The organism is Bilophila sp., assembly GCF_057864385.1.
The window spans coordinates 1-13,518 of record NZ_DBMAFI010000081.1; the positions used below are offsets into that span (position 1 = coordinate 1).

General features: G+C 57.8%; 12 protein-coding genes and 1 pseudogene. 6 read left to right on the forward strand and 7 right to left on the reverse strand.

From position 1 onward, the window contains the following. Window positions 1-263 precede the first annotated feature (263 nt). Window positions 264-569, forward strand: a complete 306-nt coding sequence (locus ACZM8Y_RS16105) for a hypothetical protein (protein WP_489501893.1) — start codon at window positions 264-266, stop codon at window positions 567-569. 330 nt (window positions 570-899) lie between these two features. Here ACZM8Y_RS16105 and ACZM8Y_RS16110 read toward each other — a convergent pair whose 3' ends face one another. The 3 genes from ACZM8Y_RS16110 to pyrR are packed head-to-tail and all read right to left on the reverse strand — an operon-like array spanning window position 900 to window position 3,504. After that, a complete protein-coding gene (locus tag ACZM8Y_RS16110) occupies window positions 900-1,697 on the reverse strand; it encodes a lysophospholipid acyltransferase family protein (RefSeq protein WP_487480196.1) in 798 nt (265 codons plus the stop codon). A gap of 8 nt (window positions 1,698-1,705) precedes the next feature. Further along, complete coding sequence (locus ACZM8Y_RS16115) at window positions 1,706-2,929, reverse strand: replication-associated recombination protein A (protein WP_302554257.1); 1,224 nt, start codon at window positions 2,927-2,929, stop codon at window positions 1,706-1,708. Window positions 2,930-2,964: 35 nt separating this feature from the next. Further along, entirely contained in the window at window positions 2,965-3,504 is a 540-nt protein-coding gene (pyrR, locus tag ACZM8Y_RS16120) for a bifunctional pyr operon transcriptional regulator/uracil phosphoribosyltransferase PyrR (protein ID WP_482334009.1), read from the reverse strand. Window positions 3,505-3,876: 372 nt separating this feature from the next. Here pyrR and ACZM8Y_RS16125 point away from each other — a divergent pair, with 372 nt between their 5' ends. Together ACZM8Y_RS16125 and ACZM8Y_RS16130 are read left to right on the forward strand one after the other, a co-directional pair. After that, window positions 3,877-4,215, forward strand: a complete 339-nt coding sequence (locus ACZM8Y_RS16125; protein WP_308772010.1) for an IscA/HesB family protein — start codon at window positions 3,877-3,879, stop codon at window positions 4,213-4,215. A 208-nt stretch (window positions 4,216-4,423) separates the two neighbouring features. After that, window positions 4,424-4,753 carry an IscA/HesB family protein gene (locus ACZM8Y_RS16130; RefSeq protein ID WP_308772009.1) on the forward strand — a complete coding sequence of 110 codons (330 nt, stop codon included), beginning with the start codon at window positions 4,424-4,426 and terminating at the stop codon, window positions 4,751-4,753. 98 nt (window positions 4,754-4,851) lie between these two features. Here ACZM8Y_RS16130 and ACZM8Y_RS16135 read toward each other — a convergent pair whose 3' ends face one another. The 4 genes from ACZM8Y_RS16135 to hisD form a co-directional block, all read right to left on the reverse strand. After that, a complete protein-coding gene (locus tag ACZM8Y_RS16135; RefSeq protein WP_302554458.1) occupies window positions 4,852-4,983 on the reverse strand; it encodes a hypothetical protein in 132 nt (43 codons plus the stop codon). Window position 4,984: 1 nt separating this feature from the next. Continuing rightward, window positions 4,985-5,749 (reverse strand): enoyl-ACP reductase FabI, encoded by a 765-nt coding sequence (locus tag ACZM8Y_RS16140; protein ID WP_302554459.1) that lies wholly within the window; start codon window positions 5,747-5,749, stop codon window positions 4,985-4,987. Window positions 5,750-6,059: 310 nt separating this feature from the next. Next, entirely contained in the window at window positions 6,060-6,956 is an 897-nt protein-coding gene (locus ACZM8Y_RS16145; RefSeq protein ID WP_479858948.1) for a phosphoribosylaminoimidazolesuccinocarboxamide synthase, read from the reverse strand. A 43-nt stretch (window positions 6,957-6,999) separates the two neighbouring features. Next, on the reverse strand, window positions 7,000-8,301 hold the full coding sequence (gene hisD / locus ACZM8Y_RS16150) for a histidinol dehydrogenase (RefSeq protein WP_482334005.1): 1,302 nt from the start codon (window positions 8,299-8,301) through the stop codon (window positions 7,000-7,002). A gap of 413 nt (window positions 8,302-8,714) precedes the next feature. On the opposite strand from hisD, the gene ACZM8Y_RS16155 reads away from it, so the two are divergent. The 3 genes and pseudogenes from ACZM8Y_RS16155 to tnpA all read left to right on the forward strand — a co-directional run bounded on the left by ACZM8Y_RS16155 (window position 8,715) and on the right by tnpA (window position 12,792). Beyond that, complete coding sequence (locus ACZM8Y_RS16155; RefSeq protein WP_302554462.1) at window positions 8,715-11,081, forward strand: penicillin-binding protein 1A; 2,367 nt, start codon at window positions 8,715-8,717, stop codon at window positions 11,079-11,081. 233 nt (window positions 11,082-11,314) lie between these two features. Beyond that, window positions 11,315-11,752, forward strand: coding sequence for a DMT family transporter (locus ACZM8Y_RS16160; RefSeq protein ID WP_482334002.1), 438 nt, complete (start codon window positions 11,315-11,317; stop codon window positions 11,750-11,752). Between the two features lie 589 nt (window positions 11,753-12,341). Continuing rightward, window positions 12,342-12,792 (forward strand): annotated as a pseudogene (tnpA, locus tag ACZM8Y_RS16165) (IS200/IS605 family transposase). Window positions 12,793-13,518 lie beyond the last annotated feature (726 nt).

Here is a 13,518-nt window from a genome sequence, read left to right on the forward strand (position 1 = left end):
AAGCATCAACCGTTTTCTATGACACAGCCTTATTTTTTATTATATATCCACAGTATGCTGAAAATACAGTTTTTTTCCAATTCTTTTGCTTATGGACTTCATGATTGGGGCATTTTATCGGTTATTCCTTTGGGCTTTTAAGAAAAAAACATCAGCCGTTTCTTATGACACAGCCTTTCAAATAAAGAACCGATAAAATAACCCAGCGATAAATTGTTTCAATGAGGATCTGTCATAGCATATAGTTGTTTCATCTCCACAGGATGATGAAAATACAGCCCTTTTATCCGGTTTTTCCATTGACGGAATCTTGGCTAAGGCATTTTTCCGGTCATTCCTTTGGAGCTTCAAAGAAAAAAACAGCAACTATTTTCTATGACACAGCAATAAAAATATATAGCCCTTTTATAGGGTACGGCTGCTTTACATCCACAATTTTGTTAAAATACAGCCTTTTTAGTTATCTTGCATTGGTGTCCTTCATGGCTAACGCATTTTATTTTGGTTATCCCTTTGGAGCTTCAAGAAAGAAAGCATCAACCATTTCCATGACACAGCCAAACATATGACTGCGCCATATTCACCATATCGTATGAATATGGCGGCCGTGTTTTTACTAGGCTGTGTCGTTAATTGTGTATAATATATTGAAACTATTTAATTATTTTTAAATAGCAAAAAGATTGTTTTCAATAATTTCAAATGATTACATGGAAAATAACGACACAACCTAGAGCCTTCCGGAAAAACAGAACGCCCCGTAAAGGGCGCCCGGAATATTGATGAAAAGGGATTCGATAAACACGAAACTCTTTGAAGTGGGAGGGATGGGGTTTGGGGAGGGGAGGGAGAAACTTTCTTGAGAAAGTTTCTCCCTCCCCTCCCCAATTCCATATCCCTTACTCCCCAATTTCACGCCCCCATACGCCGAGGCGCTCCATAATGAACTCGGAGATTTGCTGGTGCTCGGCCTTGCCCGTGCCTTCGATGCGCATGGGCGCGCCGAATTCAAAATGGATGGTCTTTTTGACGTCCACCGGGCCGAAATCCTTGATGAGGCTCCCGTTTCCCCACGCATCGGTCTTGAGCGCCACCGGAATGGCCGGAACCCCGGCACGCTTGGCCAGCTTGACGCCGATGGTGTTGAAGTGCGCGGGTTCAAAAACGGAACTGCGCGTGCTCTGCGGAAAAACAATGATCGAGCGGCCTTGCTTGAGCCTTGCCTCGCCGCCTTCGAGCACCGCGACGAGATCCTCACGGGGATTGCTGCGGCCGACGACGATGGGCTCGCGCGACCTGAGCACAGGGCCAAAAAAAGGATACTTCAGCAGGCTTTCCTTCACTACAAAGGTCACATCCTTCCACGGCTGGATCATGGAAGGCAGCACAAATGTCTCCAACGTGCTCATATGGTTGCCGATGAAGACGCAAGGGCCTTCCAGGGAACGGAAATGCTCCAGCCCGGCGGCTTCAATGCGGCAGCCCACGGCTTCGAGCGTGTGCACGATGCTCTCGCTGCTTTGAGTCCATGCCTCGCCGTCGTATTGGTTGCACATGGCGTTATAGCCAGCCTTGAGCACAATCCAGAGCATGGGCGCGTAGAACCCCAGGTTCGGGTTGATGCGGCTCAGGAGGGAAGGGGTACGCGGGGACGTCAGATAGCTGTCGGCGTCGAAGAGATGCGAAGGTGTCGTCATGGGGAAGCCTAACGGTTTTCGGTTTTAGTGCGTTTCAGGCGCTTGTTCCAGCTTGCCAGGCGGGGTTCCTCCCCATATTCCTTGGCCTGGTAGAACACGCGGTTCCTGACTGAGGGAGGGAGGTAGTCCTGCTCCACCCACGCCTGCGGAAAATTATGCGGGTATTTGTAATCCTTGCCGTACCCCCATTCGCGCTGGAGCTGCGTCGAGGCGTTGCGCAGATGCAGGGGCACGGACTGCGGGCCGTTGACCTTTACTTCCCGCGCGGCGTTGGCATAGGCCGCATAGGTGGAATTGCTCTTGCGCGCGAGGGCAAGGTAGACCACGGTTTCCGCCAGCGGGATATAGCCTTCGGGCATCCCCACAAACTCCACGGCCTGCTGGCAGGCGACGGCCAGCGGCAGGGCCTGCGGATCGGCCAGCCCCACATCTTCGGAGGCGGACAGGATGAGCCTCCGGCAGATGAAACGCGGATCTTCGCCGCCTTCGAGCAGGCAGGCCAGATAGTACAGCGCCGCGTCGGGATCGCTCCCCCGGATCGATTTGATAAGCGCGGAGGCGTATTCGTAATGGCTGTCCCCATCCTTGTCGTGTCGGGCCATGATTTCGGGCAGGGTGGCCTTGACGTGGGGCAGGTTGCGCTTTTCTTCCGGCAGGGACGAGGCGTACTCCACCAGATTGAGCATGGTCCGGGCGTCGCCGTGGGCCGCCGTCGAGAGGAAATCAAGGATCTCGTCGCTCAGGGTGACGGAAAGGGCCGCCGTGCCGCGCTTGCCGAGTTCGATCAGTTCGGGCCGCCCAAGCTGGCGCAGCCGCAGGACGTGCAGCCGTGAAAGCAACTGGCGGGTCACGCTGAAAGAGGGGTTTTCCGTGGTCGTGGCGATCATGGTGAGATCGCCGGACTCCAGCAGGGGGAGGAAAAAATCCTGCTGCGCCTTTGAGAAGCGGTGCAGCTCGTCGAGCACAAGGATATCGACGCCGGTAAGCTGGCGCCGAAGCTGCTGCAGGCCCGCTTCGGGAGCGCTCAGGCGCAGGACATTGCCGCCCCGGGCGCGTGCGAGCAGGAGGGCCAGCGTGGACTTGCCGCAGCCCGGAGGGCCGAACAGGAGCAGGCTCGGAAGGCGCGGGCCTTCCATGAGCGTGGTCAGGCGCTCGGCGAGGTGGCTCTGTCCGACGAAGAGAGCCAGTTCGGAGGGGCGCAGGCGTTCAGGCAAAGGCTGGGACAGGGGCATGGAGGCTCCAAGCTTGCCCGCCGGGGCGGGTGCCGTTAGGCGTCGGCGCTTTCGAGGACGACTTCGTCCCTGCCGTCGCGTTCTTCCATAAGGACATTGACCTTTTCAGTGCGGGCCGTGTTGATCTTGCGGCCCACGTAGTCGCCGTGGATGGGCAGTTCGCGGTGCCCGCGATCCACGAGGACAAGGAGTTCCACCGTCTTGGGGCGGCCATAGTCGAGGATGGCTTCCAGCGCGGCGCGGATCGTGCGCCCGGTGAACAGCACGTCGTCGACGAGGATGACGTTTTTATTGTCGAGAGGTGTGGTGATGTTGGACTCGCCGATGGTGGGGCGGGCGTGCATCGTCGTCCAGTCGTCCCGGTACAGGTTGATGTCCAGCGTGCCGAAGGGCAGCTTCCGCCCAAGCTTGTCTTCCAGCGCCTTGCCGAGGCGGACGGCGAGGTCGACCCCGCGCCGCTGGATGCCCAGCAGGACGGTTTGTTCACAGTCTCCGTGACGTTCCATGATTTGGCAGGCGAGACGGTCGAGGACGCGGGCGATCTCGTCGGCATGAAGAAGGACGGTGGTTTTCATGGGCAACTCCTCTTGAGGGCCGGGTACGTGTGCCGCGAGAGGACGGGCTCCCGCGCGCCTTGCGAGACTCAGGATATACTATTCCCCGTAGCGTGAAAAGATCGGATTTGTCCATGAAATACACGGGGACGGGCCCGTGGGGAGGCTCAGGGGGAGCAAATGAGGCTTGACAAGGGCCGCCCGGCAACTATGTTATCCCCACTCAGGCCGTCGCAGCGAGGGCCTGTAACACGCCCGCGTGTCCGGGAGAACGGCCTTCCCGCCCAAAGGCGTCGAGCCGGAACCGCCAATCTTAACCAATCCCGAAAGCAGCCGCAGAAAGCCTTTATCGAAAGACTGAAAGCGACGGATGAGGCTGCGTTGGAGGACCTGATGATCTCTCTTACCGAAGAGGCTCGCAAAGAGCTTGAAGCGTATTTTGAAGGCAAGGAAAAGACCCCCATCCGGGTGTACCTTGCCCCCGGCGGATGCAGCGGCCCCCGCTTGGCCCTCGCCCTTGACGAACCCGGCGAGGACGATGAAACGTCCGAGGACAACGGCCTGACGTTCTGCATCAACAAGGAACTGGCCGAAAAGGTCGGCGCGGTGACCATCAACCTGACCTATATGGGGTTTGTGGTTGAATCCGAAATCCCCCTGCCGAGCAGCGGCAACGGCGGCGGCTGCTCGTCCTGCTGCGGCGGCTGCGGCAGTTCCGGCGGCTGCCATTAAGCATGAGGCTGCGGGAAGCTCCTTCCCGCGCCGGTTCTGCGCCATACGGCGGGGTTTCCGTTGCGCAAAAAGCGATTCCATGAGAAAAGCCCTAGCCAACGGCCCCTTGCCGTTCGTTTTTGTCCATTACCTTTGAAGAATACGGATACGGCGTTTTCCTGTGCGTGTCCGTTTCCCCTCTTCACCCTTTATTCCGGAGGAAACAACCATGTTTACCATTAGCGAAACAGCTTCCCATGAGCTGGAAGCGTATTTTGCCGACAAGGAAAAAACGCCTATCCGCGTGTATCTCGCCGCCGGCGGCTGACGCGGCCCGCGCCTCGCTCTGGCTCTGGATGAGCCTACTCCCGAAGACAAGGTTTTTGAGCAGGACGGATTTACCTTTTGCATCGCCGGCGATCTTCTTGAAACCGTGGGCGGCGTGACCATCGACCTGACGTACATGGGCTTTTCCGTCGAACCCGAAATCCCCCTTGCCAACACGGGAGGGAGCAGTTGCGGCGGCAGTTGTTCCTCCGGCAGCTGCGGCACCCACTAGCTCCCACAGCATTTGACGACAAAAAGGCGGTGTTCTTTTCGGAGCACCGCCTTTTTTCATGCGGAAAGCCCGTTTGGGCTGCGTGGGCATGCCTGCGGCTACGGGCGTTTTTCGTGGCGCCCCCGGCTGCAGCAGGGGCACCCGCCGGTATGCAGCACGCCTTTTTCCTCCGCCTTGGCCAGCAGCCAGACGACGGCGACGAGAAAGGCGAGCGCCAGCAGGACGGACATGCTAGATTCCCATATTGTTGTAGCCGCAGTCCACGAACATGACTTCGCCGGTCACGGCGGAGCCGAGATCGGAGGCGAGGAAGACGGCGGCCTTGCCCACGTCTTCGGTGGTCACGTTGCGGCGGAGGGGGGCGTGTTCTTCAATATGGTTGAAGATCAGCTTGAAGTCGGAGATGCCGGAGGAAGCCAGCGTCTTGATCGGGCCTGCGCTGATGGCGTTGATGCGCACGCCCTTCGCGCCGAGATCGACGGAAAGGTAGCGGACGGAAGCTTCAAGGGCCGCCTTGGCGACGCCCATCACGTTGTAGTTGGTGATGATCTTCTGGGCCCCGTAGTAGGTCATGGTGAGCACGGACGCGCCGGGGTTCAGCATGGGCTCGAAGGCATGGCAGAGCGCGGTCAGGGAATAGGCCGAGATGTTCAGGGCCGTGGCGAAGCCGCTGCGGGAGGTTTCGATGAAACGCTTGGTCAGATCTTCACGGTTGGCGAAGGCGACGGAGTGGACGAGCACGTCCACGCTGCCCCATTTTTCCTTCACGAGAGCGGCGGCTGCGGCGATGTCCTCGTCGCTGGTCACGTCGCAGGGGAAGATGAACTCGCCGCCGAGCTCCTCGGAGATGGGTTCCACGCGCTTATGGATGGCTTCACCGGCATAGCTGAACGCCAGCCGGGCGCCTTGTTCCTTAAAGCAGGAAGCGATTCCGTACGCGATGCTTCTGTTGTTGGCTACCCCGAAGATGAGGCACTTTTTGTCTTTCAACAGCATGGTTTCCTCGTGGTTGGTACTGATGTGGAAAAGGGGCCTCCGGCGGCCGGAGGGAAAGCTCCCCCGGCGACAGGCAAACCAAAACGATCCGGGACTCCCTTCATCGGCGGAAAGGCAGTTTCCGAACCGCGAAGAGGCCGGCAACGGGTGGCCCGGCAACCCTGCGGACGGGTTTGATGGCGTCGGCCATACGCGCCCGGCGGCATTTCCGCCGCCCGCTTCCCGCCTGCCGAGTGCTGGGCGGGCATACGGGAAAGCCCGGAGGAGGCCCTTTGAGATAAGCCCTCCTCCGGTTTTCCCTCATTTTATATTAGAGGGCAAGCTCGGAGCCGGTCAGGATGCGGTAGGCTTCGAGATATTTGTTCCGGGTGGCTTCGACCACTTCCTTGGGCAGGGCGGGCGGCGGCGGGGTCTTGTCCCACGGCTGCGCGGACAGCCAGTCGCGGAGGTACTGCTTGTCGAAGCTCGGCTGGCTCTGGCCCGCCTTGTAGCCCTCGGCGGGCCAGAAGCGGGAGGAGTCGGGCGTCAGCACTTCGTCGATGAGGGTCAGCTCGCCGTCAACCATGCCGAATTCAAATTTGGTGTCGGCAATGATGATGCCGCGGCTTTCAGCCCATGCGCGGCCTTCCTTGAAGAGGGCGAGGGCGATGCTCTCGATCTGGGCCGCAATGTCCTTGCCGAGGATTTCCGCGGCGCGGGCCGTGGAGATGTTCTCGTCGTGCTCGCCGAGTTCCGCCTTGGTGGACGGGGTGAACAGAGGCTGTTCGAGGCGGGCGGATTCCAGCAGGCCCTCAGGCAGCTTGTAGCCGCAGACGGAGCCGGTGGCCTTGTAGTCTTTCCAGCCGGAACCGGTGATGTAGCCGCGGACGATGCATTCCACCGGCAGGGGCTTTGCCTTCTTCACAAGGACGGAACGGCCTTCCAGCTCTTCGCGGTAGGGGGCCAGCGCGGCGGGGAACTTGTCCACATCGCTCTCGATGAGGTGGTTCTTGACGAGGTGGGCGAACTTCTTCATCCAGAACAGGGTGATCTGGTTGAGGATGACGCCTTTGTACGGAACCGGCTCGCTCATGATGACGTCAAAGGCGGACATGCGGTCCGTGGTGACGATGAGCAGGGTGGAGTCGTCGATATCATAAATATCGCGGACTTTGCCCCGGTTGAGCAAGGGGAATTCCTTGATGTCGGTTTTGGTCGTGACTTTCATGTGACGTCCTTTGGGCATTGGCGTGGTTTGAGCGTTGACGAGATTATTGCTTCCGGCATTCCATCGAGCGGGCATGGGCTTCAAGCTGCTCCATGCGGGCGAGCCGGGCCACGGCGTCCGCATTGGCGGCGGCGAAGGCGGGACTGGCGGCGATGATGCTGGTGCGTTTGCAGAAGGTCTGTACGGAAAGGGCCGAAGAGAAGCGGGCCGTGCCGAGCGTGGGCAGCACGTGGTTGGGCCCGGCGAAGTAGTCGCCGAGGGGTTCCGGCGCGTAGGGGCCGAGGAAGACCGCACCCGCATGGCGGATGCGGGGCAGCACGGCCCACGGCTCGCGCATCAGCACTTCAAGGTGCTCCGGGGCCACGCGGTTGGCGAGGGCGACGGCGGCTTCCATGTCCGGCACGAGGACGACGGCGCTCCAGTCGGCCAGCGATTTGCGCACGATGTCGGCGCGGGGCAGGGTGGCGGACTGGCGTTCCAGTTCCGCGATGACGGCATGGGCCAGCGCCTCGTTGTCCGTGATGCAGATGGCGGAAGCCAGCGCGTCGTGTTCGGCCTGCGAGAGCATGTCGGCAGCGAGCCATTCGGGGTTGGCGGAATCGTCGGCGAGAACGAGGACTTCGCTCGGCCCGGCGATCATGTCGATCCCCACCCGGCCCTGCACGAGCCGTTTCGCGGTGGTCACCCAGATGTTGCCCGGCCCGGCGATGACGTCCACCGGCGCGACGGTTTCGGTGCCGTAGGCGAGCGCGGCGATGGCCCACGCCCCTCCCATGCGGTAGATTTCATGCACGCCGAGCAGGTGCGCGGCGGCAAGGATATGCGGGTTGAGGGTGCCGTCGGCACGGGGCGGCGTGGCCACGGCGATTTCGCGGACGCCTGCGGCCTGCGCCGGGATGGCGGTCATGAGCAGGCTGGAGATGAGCGGCGTGTTGCCGCCGCGCCCTCCGGGGACATAGAGCCCGGCCCTGTCCACGGCCTCGATCTTCTGGCCGAGGATCGTGCCGTCGTCACGGGTGAGGAACCATGAACGATCTTTCTGGGCTTCATGGAAGGCGCGGATATTGTCCGCCGCCCGTCTGATGCAGTCGAGGCTTTCGGCGGGGATGCCGCGGGCGGCCTGTTCCAGATCCTCGGCGGGCACGCGCAGGGGAGGCCGCATATCCGGGCAGTCGAACCGCCGGACATATTCGAGGACGGCGCCGTCGCCGCCCTTGCGGACTGCGTCCAGCATGGCGCGCACATCCGTTTCCACGGTCTGATCGGGGTTGTCGCGGTTTTCCAGAAGCTGAAGCAGTTCCGGCCACATGGCTTCTGACGACAGCGACAGCAAACGACACGTCATGATGACTCCTTGGGCCTCCGGCGGGCCGGGGGCGTCTCCGGGGCTCCCCGGATGGTGAAGGGGCTTGGTAAGAGCAGATGACTTTAGAGCAGGAACGCCGGAAAGTCGAGCCTCCCGCCGGCGTTTCCCTAAGTGGATTTTTAGGGGCGGCGCGGGCAATGGGCCGGATTGTTTTCGTTTTGGGTTCCGTCATGGAAGGCGGGGCTTCATCCGCACGGCATGGCGGAAGATGCCGCCTTTTTCCCCAGCTTTTCTTTGGCGAGTCCCATGAGTGAGCCGTTTTTATTGGCTATCTGCTTGGGACTCCAAGAAATAAGGCATCAGCCGCCTACCGCGGCACAAACGCCGTTTCCGTGTTGTGAATGCGCGTCACGCTCTTTACGCAGGGGCGGAAACAGGGTATCGCCTTGCTCATGAAAAGAGCGTTTTATCTTTTTGGAACCATTATCGGTGTGCTCGTGGCCCTTGGCCTCGCAGCCGTGGTTGGCGTCTATTTTTGGGCTACCCGGGATTTGCCGGGGTTTACCCGTATCGCCGATTACCGTCCCGCACTCACCACCACCGTTCTGGCGCGTGACGGGAGCGTCATCGGTTCTTTTTACCGGGAAAACCGTTTCCTCATTTCGCTCGATCAGATGCCCGACATGCTCCCCAAGGCTTTTTTGGCCGCTGAGGACGCTGAATTCTATGAACACGAGGGCGTGAACCCGGTCGCCATTTTCCGCGCCTTCCTCATCAACCTCCAGTCCGGCACGAAGCGGCAGGGCGGCAGCACCATCACGCAGCAGGTGATCAAGCGCCTGCTCCTGACGCCCGAACGCAGCTACGAGCGCAAGATCAAGGAAGCCATCCTCGCGTACCGTCTGGAGCATTACCTTTCCAAAGATGAAATCCTGACAATCTATCTGAACCAGACCTTCCTTGGGGCCAACGCGTACGGCGTTGAGGCCGCCGCGCGGACGTATTTCGGGAAAAACGCCAAGGATCTCACGCTGGCCGAGTGCGCCATCATTGCGGGCCTGCCCAAGGCCCCCTCCCAGTACAACCCTTATCGTGACCCGGACGCCGCCATCGGCCGCCAACATTACGTGCTGCGCCGCCTGCGTGAGCTGAACTGGATCACGGAAGCCGAGTACGACGCCGCGCTCAAGCAGCCGCTGGTGTTTAAGCAGATGGCGGACGGCATGGGCCGCCAGGGTGCGTGGTATCTGGAAGAGGTGCGGCGCCAGCTTATTGAGCTGTTCAGCGAGGAAAACGCCAAAAGGCTCGGCATCGAGCTGCCCGTGTACGGTGAGGATGCCGTCTATCAGATGGGCTTTACCGTGCGGACGGCTATGGATCCTCCGGCGCAGATGGCGGCGGATGAGGCGCTGCGTTCCGGGCTGGAAGGCTTTACCCGCCGCCAAGGTTGGCATGGGCCGGTGGAAAAGATCCCGGCGGCGGACTTGAAAGGGCGCATCGAGAAATCGCATTTCTCCCCGTATATGCTGGCGAACGGCGAACGGGTTAAGGGCATCGTCACCCGGATTACGGACAAGGGTGTGGACGTCCGTCTCGGCAAGTACAGCGGGTTCATTGATAACGCACAGTTGAGCTGGGCGAAGAAGACGCTCCGCAGCAAGCAGAAGTTCCTTGAATCCGGCGATGTCGTTTGGGTGGCCGCCGTCAGCGACCCCAAAAATCCGTACAACCCGGACGAGGCCGAACCGGGCAAGCCTATCCGCCTGTCGCTCCAATGCGTCCCGGAATTGCAGGGCGCGCTCGTATCCATTGAGCCGGAGACGGGCGACGTGGTGGCGATGGTCGGCGGTTACAGTTTTCAGGAAAGCCAGTTCAACCGCGCGACGCAGGCGTTCCGGCAGCCGGGGTCGTCCTTCAAGCCCATCGTCTACTCCGCCGCGCTGGACAACGGCTTTACGGCGGCTTCCGTCATCCTCGACGCGCCCGTGGTGCAGTTCCTTGAGAGCGGCGACGTGTGGCGTCCGAGCAACTACGAGAAAAACTTCAAGGGGCCGCTCCTGCTGCGCACGGCGCTGGCCCTGTCCCGCAACCTGTGCACTATCCGCGTGGTGCAGCAGATGGGGGTTCAGAAAGTCATTGAGCGGGCCAAGGATCTGGAGCTGGAGCCGCATTTCCCCGAAGTGCTGTCGGTCAGCCTCGGTGCGGTCGCGGTTACGCCGCTGAACATGACGCAGGCCTACACCGCCTTCGCCAACGGCGGCATGGTCAGCAAGGCGCGGTTCATTCTTTCGGTCAAGAATTTCTGGAATGAGACCATCTATGAGTCGCAGCCCGATCTGCGCGATGCCATTTCCCCGCAGAATGCCTATGTGATGTCCTATCTGCTCAAGGAAGTGGTGAACGCGGGCACGGCGACGAAAGCCAAAGTGCTCGGACGGCCCGTTGCGGGCAAGACCGGAACCAGCAACGACTGGAAAGACGCGTGGTTCATCGGCTTTACCCCGCATCTCGTGACGGGCATGTACGTCGGGTACGACCAGCCCCGGACGATGGGCCGCAGCGGTACAGGCAGCGGTCTGGCTCTGCCGATTTTCGTCGAGTATGCGAAGTCGGCGTTTCAGGCGTATCCGCCGGATGATTTCGACGTGCCGGACGGGATTTCCTTTGTGAACGTGGATCAGGCCAGCGGGCATCTCGTGGGGAGCGGCGGGCTGCGGCTTCCCTTCTACACGGGCACGGAGCCCGGCTCCAGCACGTCCGAGGAAGCCATTTCCGGTGTGAACACCCGCGGCGAGGATTTGCTGAAGCAGATGTTTTAGTTGGCGGGAGAAGATTGGGGGAAGGGAGGGGAAGCCTTTCTGGAGAAAGGTTTCCCCTCCCTTCCCCCAAACCCCCATCCCTCCCCTTCCCAAGACTTTCACGCTTATTGAATCCCTGTTCACGGCATTCCCTGTTGATTGAGGGAAGCCGTTGAGCGGGGTATTTTTTTAGGGGGAGGGAGAGCGGAGGAGGGTTTTCGGTTTGCAGGAGCAAGAGGGGGTAGGGGCAGGCTATGGAAAAGATTTTTTATTTGGGCATGATGATCGCGGCGGGGCTGCTGTTCGGGCTCCAGTCGCCGATCAACGCGCAGTTGAGCCGCTCCGTTGGCGTGTTGGAAGGGAGTTTCCTTTCATTCCTTGGCGGTACGCTGGTGCTTGGGATCGCTGTGCTGTTTTTCGGCAAAGGGCATGTCGGCGGCGTATTCGGCGTTCCGGCGTGGCAACTGGTCGGCGGTTTGTTCGGGGCGACTGTGGTATTCAATACGATTCTTTGCGTGCCCCATATCGGCGTCCTGCCTACCCTGATGGCCATGATCCTCGGCAACCTGATCATGGGCTGCATCATTGACCATTTCGGCTGGTTCGGCATTCCCGTCAACCTGTTCACATGGCGGCGTTTTTGGGGCGTCCTGCTGGTCTTGCTCGGCCTTTTCATCGCTTTCCGACGCTGATGGCCAGCCCAAAAGCTATGCTGCCTTGGGGAGTGGTTCTGTCATAGGAAGTGGAAGGGGGTACCTCCACTCGTACGGTGAAAACATTACCGCCGCGAACTGTGGGAATCGCAGTAAATAGGTACCTCCACCCGCACGGGAAAACATGGCCTTTTTCTCCAACTTTTCGTTGGCGGAATCCATAGCCGGGGTATTGGGGTCTATCCACTTGGAATTCCAAAGGGAGCTGTCATAGTATGTGGTTGTTTCATCTTCACAGCATGGTGAAAATACAGTCTTTCTATCCAGTTTTCCCATTGACGGAATCCTTGGTTAAGGCATTTTGTTGGTTATTCCTTTGGAACTTCAAGGGAAAAGAGCATCAACCTTTTTTATGACACCGCCTTTCAAAAAATAAAGCATTAAACATTTCCTATGGCATAGCCTTGGGGGGCATAGGAAATGGTTGATGCCTTTATTCGTGAACGAAAACTCCCCGCTAAGCGGGGAGATCCAAAAAGGCGAAGCCTATACCTATCCACAAAAAGCTCTCCTTTGCTTTAGAAAGAAGTTGTCCTGACTTCTCACAAACAAGTAAAGGAGAGTAACAATGGAAGAGCAGAGTCTAGAGTATACTCGTTGGAACTGCAAATGCCATATTGTTCTTGCCCCCAAGTTCAGACGTAAGATAGTTTATGGCAAATACCGAAAAGAGATAGGTTCGATTTTACGAAAATTGTGTGAATATAAATGGATTGGGATATTGGAAGTGAATGCGTGTGTTGATCATATATATGTGTATCAAAATTCATCCCAAATATAGTGTTTCCCAAATAATGGACTATTTGAAAGGAAAAAGCAGTTTGATGAAATTCGAGCAGTTCTCTAATCTTAAGTATAAGTTTGGGAATCGTCATTTCTGGTGCAAAGGCTATTTTGTCAGTACGGCAGGTGTGAATGAGGCTACAATAATCAAGTATATCCGTGAACAGGAAACGCGCGATAAAATAGCCGATCAACATAGCCTGATAGAGCATGAAAACTCATTTATGGGTAGCTAGGAACAATGGCAGAAGTCAGGACATGCCTGCTTAAGCGGGCAGACAAGTACCGGGCCCTTATAGGGCCAAATCAAACCGCCCCTTGAAGGGGTAGTCATGATTTTTCCCAAAATTCCAAGGGAATAATCAATAAATGTCCCAATAATAAATGCCCCAATCCTAGATTGTTTTGTTGGTTATTCGTAATATATTTAAATTATTAACTATTTTAAAGTTGTAAAAGATTGTTTTTAATAGTTTTGAATAATTACATATCAAAAGACGACCGACCTAGAGTCCATCAGTGGAAAAATGAGAAAAAGTCTCTACTTTTACCATACTATGGAGATGAAACAACCATATCCCATGACAGAGCCTTAGGTTGTGTCGTCATTTATATGTAACTATTTGAAGCCATTGAAAACAACTTTTTTCGTGGCTTGAAAAAAATAGTTAATTGGTTTCAATGGATTATATTAATTGATGACACGACCTAGGATTTGCCGCCCCAGTTGCCTACGGTATAGAAGAGATGCGTTTTCAGGCCCATAGCATCCCTGATATGGCACGCTTTTGATATGGCGCGCCTCAAAGAGAAGCAACTGGCGGGAGCCCCTTTTTCCGTTGGAAGGCAGGGCCACGCCATTTTTAGCAGTTGGTTTATTGCCTGCATCAACCTTTCCCCAAACAAAACAGGCCGCCCGGATTGTCCCGGACGGCCTGTTTTATTTACCATGTGCCCCGTAA

Bases quoted from the DNA above. Each gene is read 5' to 3' on its own strand.
- ACZM8Y_RS16105 (WP_489501893.1), top strand. From the start codon at position 264: ATGATGAAAATACAGCCCTTTTATCCGGTTTTTCCATTGACGGAATCT.
- ACZM8Y_RS16110 (WP_487480196.1), bottom strand. From the start codon at position 1,697: ATGACGACACCTTCGCATCTCTTCGACGCCGACAGCTATCTGACGTCC.
- ACZM8Y_RS16115 (WP_302554257.1), bottom strand. From the start codon at position 2,929: ATGCCCCTGTCCCAGCCTTTGCCTGAACGCCTGCGCCCCTCCGAACTG.
- pyrR (WP_482334009.1), bottom strand. From the start codon at position 3,504: ATGAAAACCACCGTCCTTCTTCATGCCGACGAGATCGCCCGCGTCCTC.
- ACZM8Y_RS16125 (WP_308772010.1), top strand. From the start codon at position 3,877: ATGATCTCTCTTACCGAAGAGGCTCGCAAAGAGCTTGAAGCGTATTTT.
- ACZM8Y_RS16135 (WP_302554458.1), bottom strand. From the start codon at position 4,983: ATGTCCGTCCTGCTGGCGCTCGCCTTTCTCGTCGCCGTCGTCTGGCTG.
- ACZM8Y_RS16140 (WP_302554459.1), bottom strand. From the start codon at position 5,749: ATGCTGTTGAAAGACAAAAAGTGCCTCATCTTCGGGGTAGCCAACAAC.
- ACZM8Y_RS16145 (WP_479858948.1), bottom strand. From the start codon at position 6,956: ATGAAAGTCACGACCAAAACCGACATCAAGGAATTCCCCTTGCTCAAC.
- hisD (WP_482334005.1), bottom strand. From the start codon at position 8,301: ATGACGTGTCGTTTGCTGTCGCTGTCGTCAGAAGCCATGTGGCCGGAA.
- ACZM8Y_RS16155 (WP_302554462.1), top strand. From the start codon at position 8,715: ATGAAAAGAGCGTTTTATCTTTTTGGAACCATTATCGGTGTGCTCGTG.
- ACZM8Y_RS16160 (WP_482334002.1), top strand. From the start codon at position 11,315: ATGGAAAAGATTTTTTATTTGGGCATGATGATCGCGGCGGGGCTGCTG.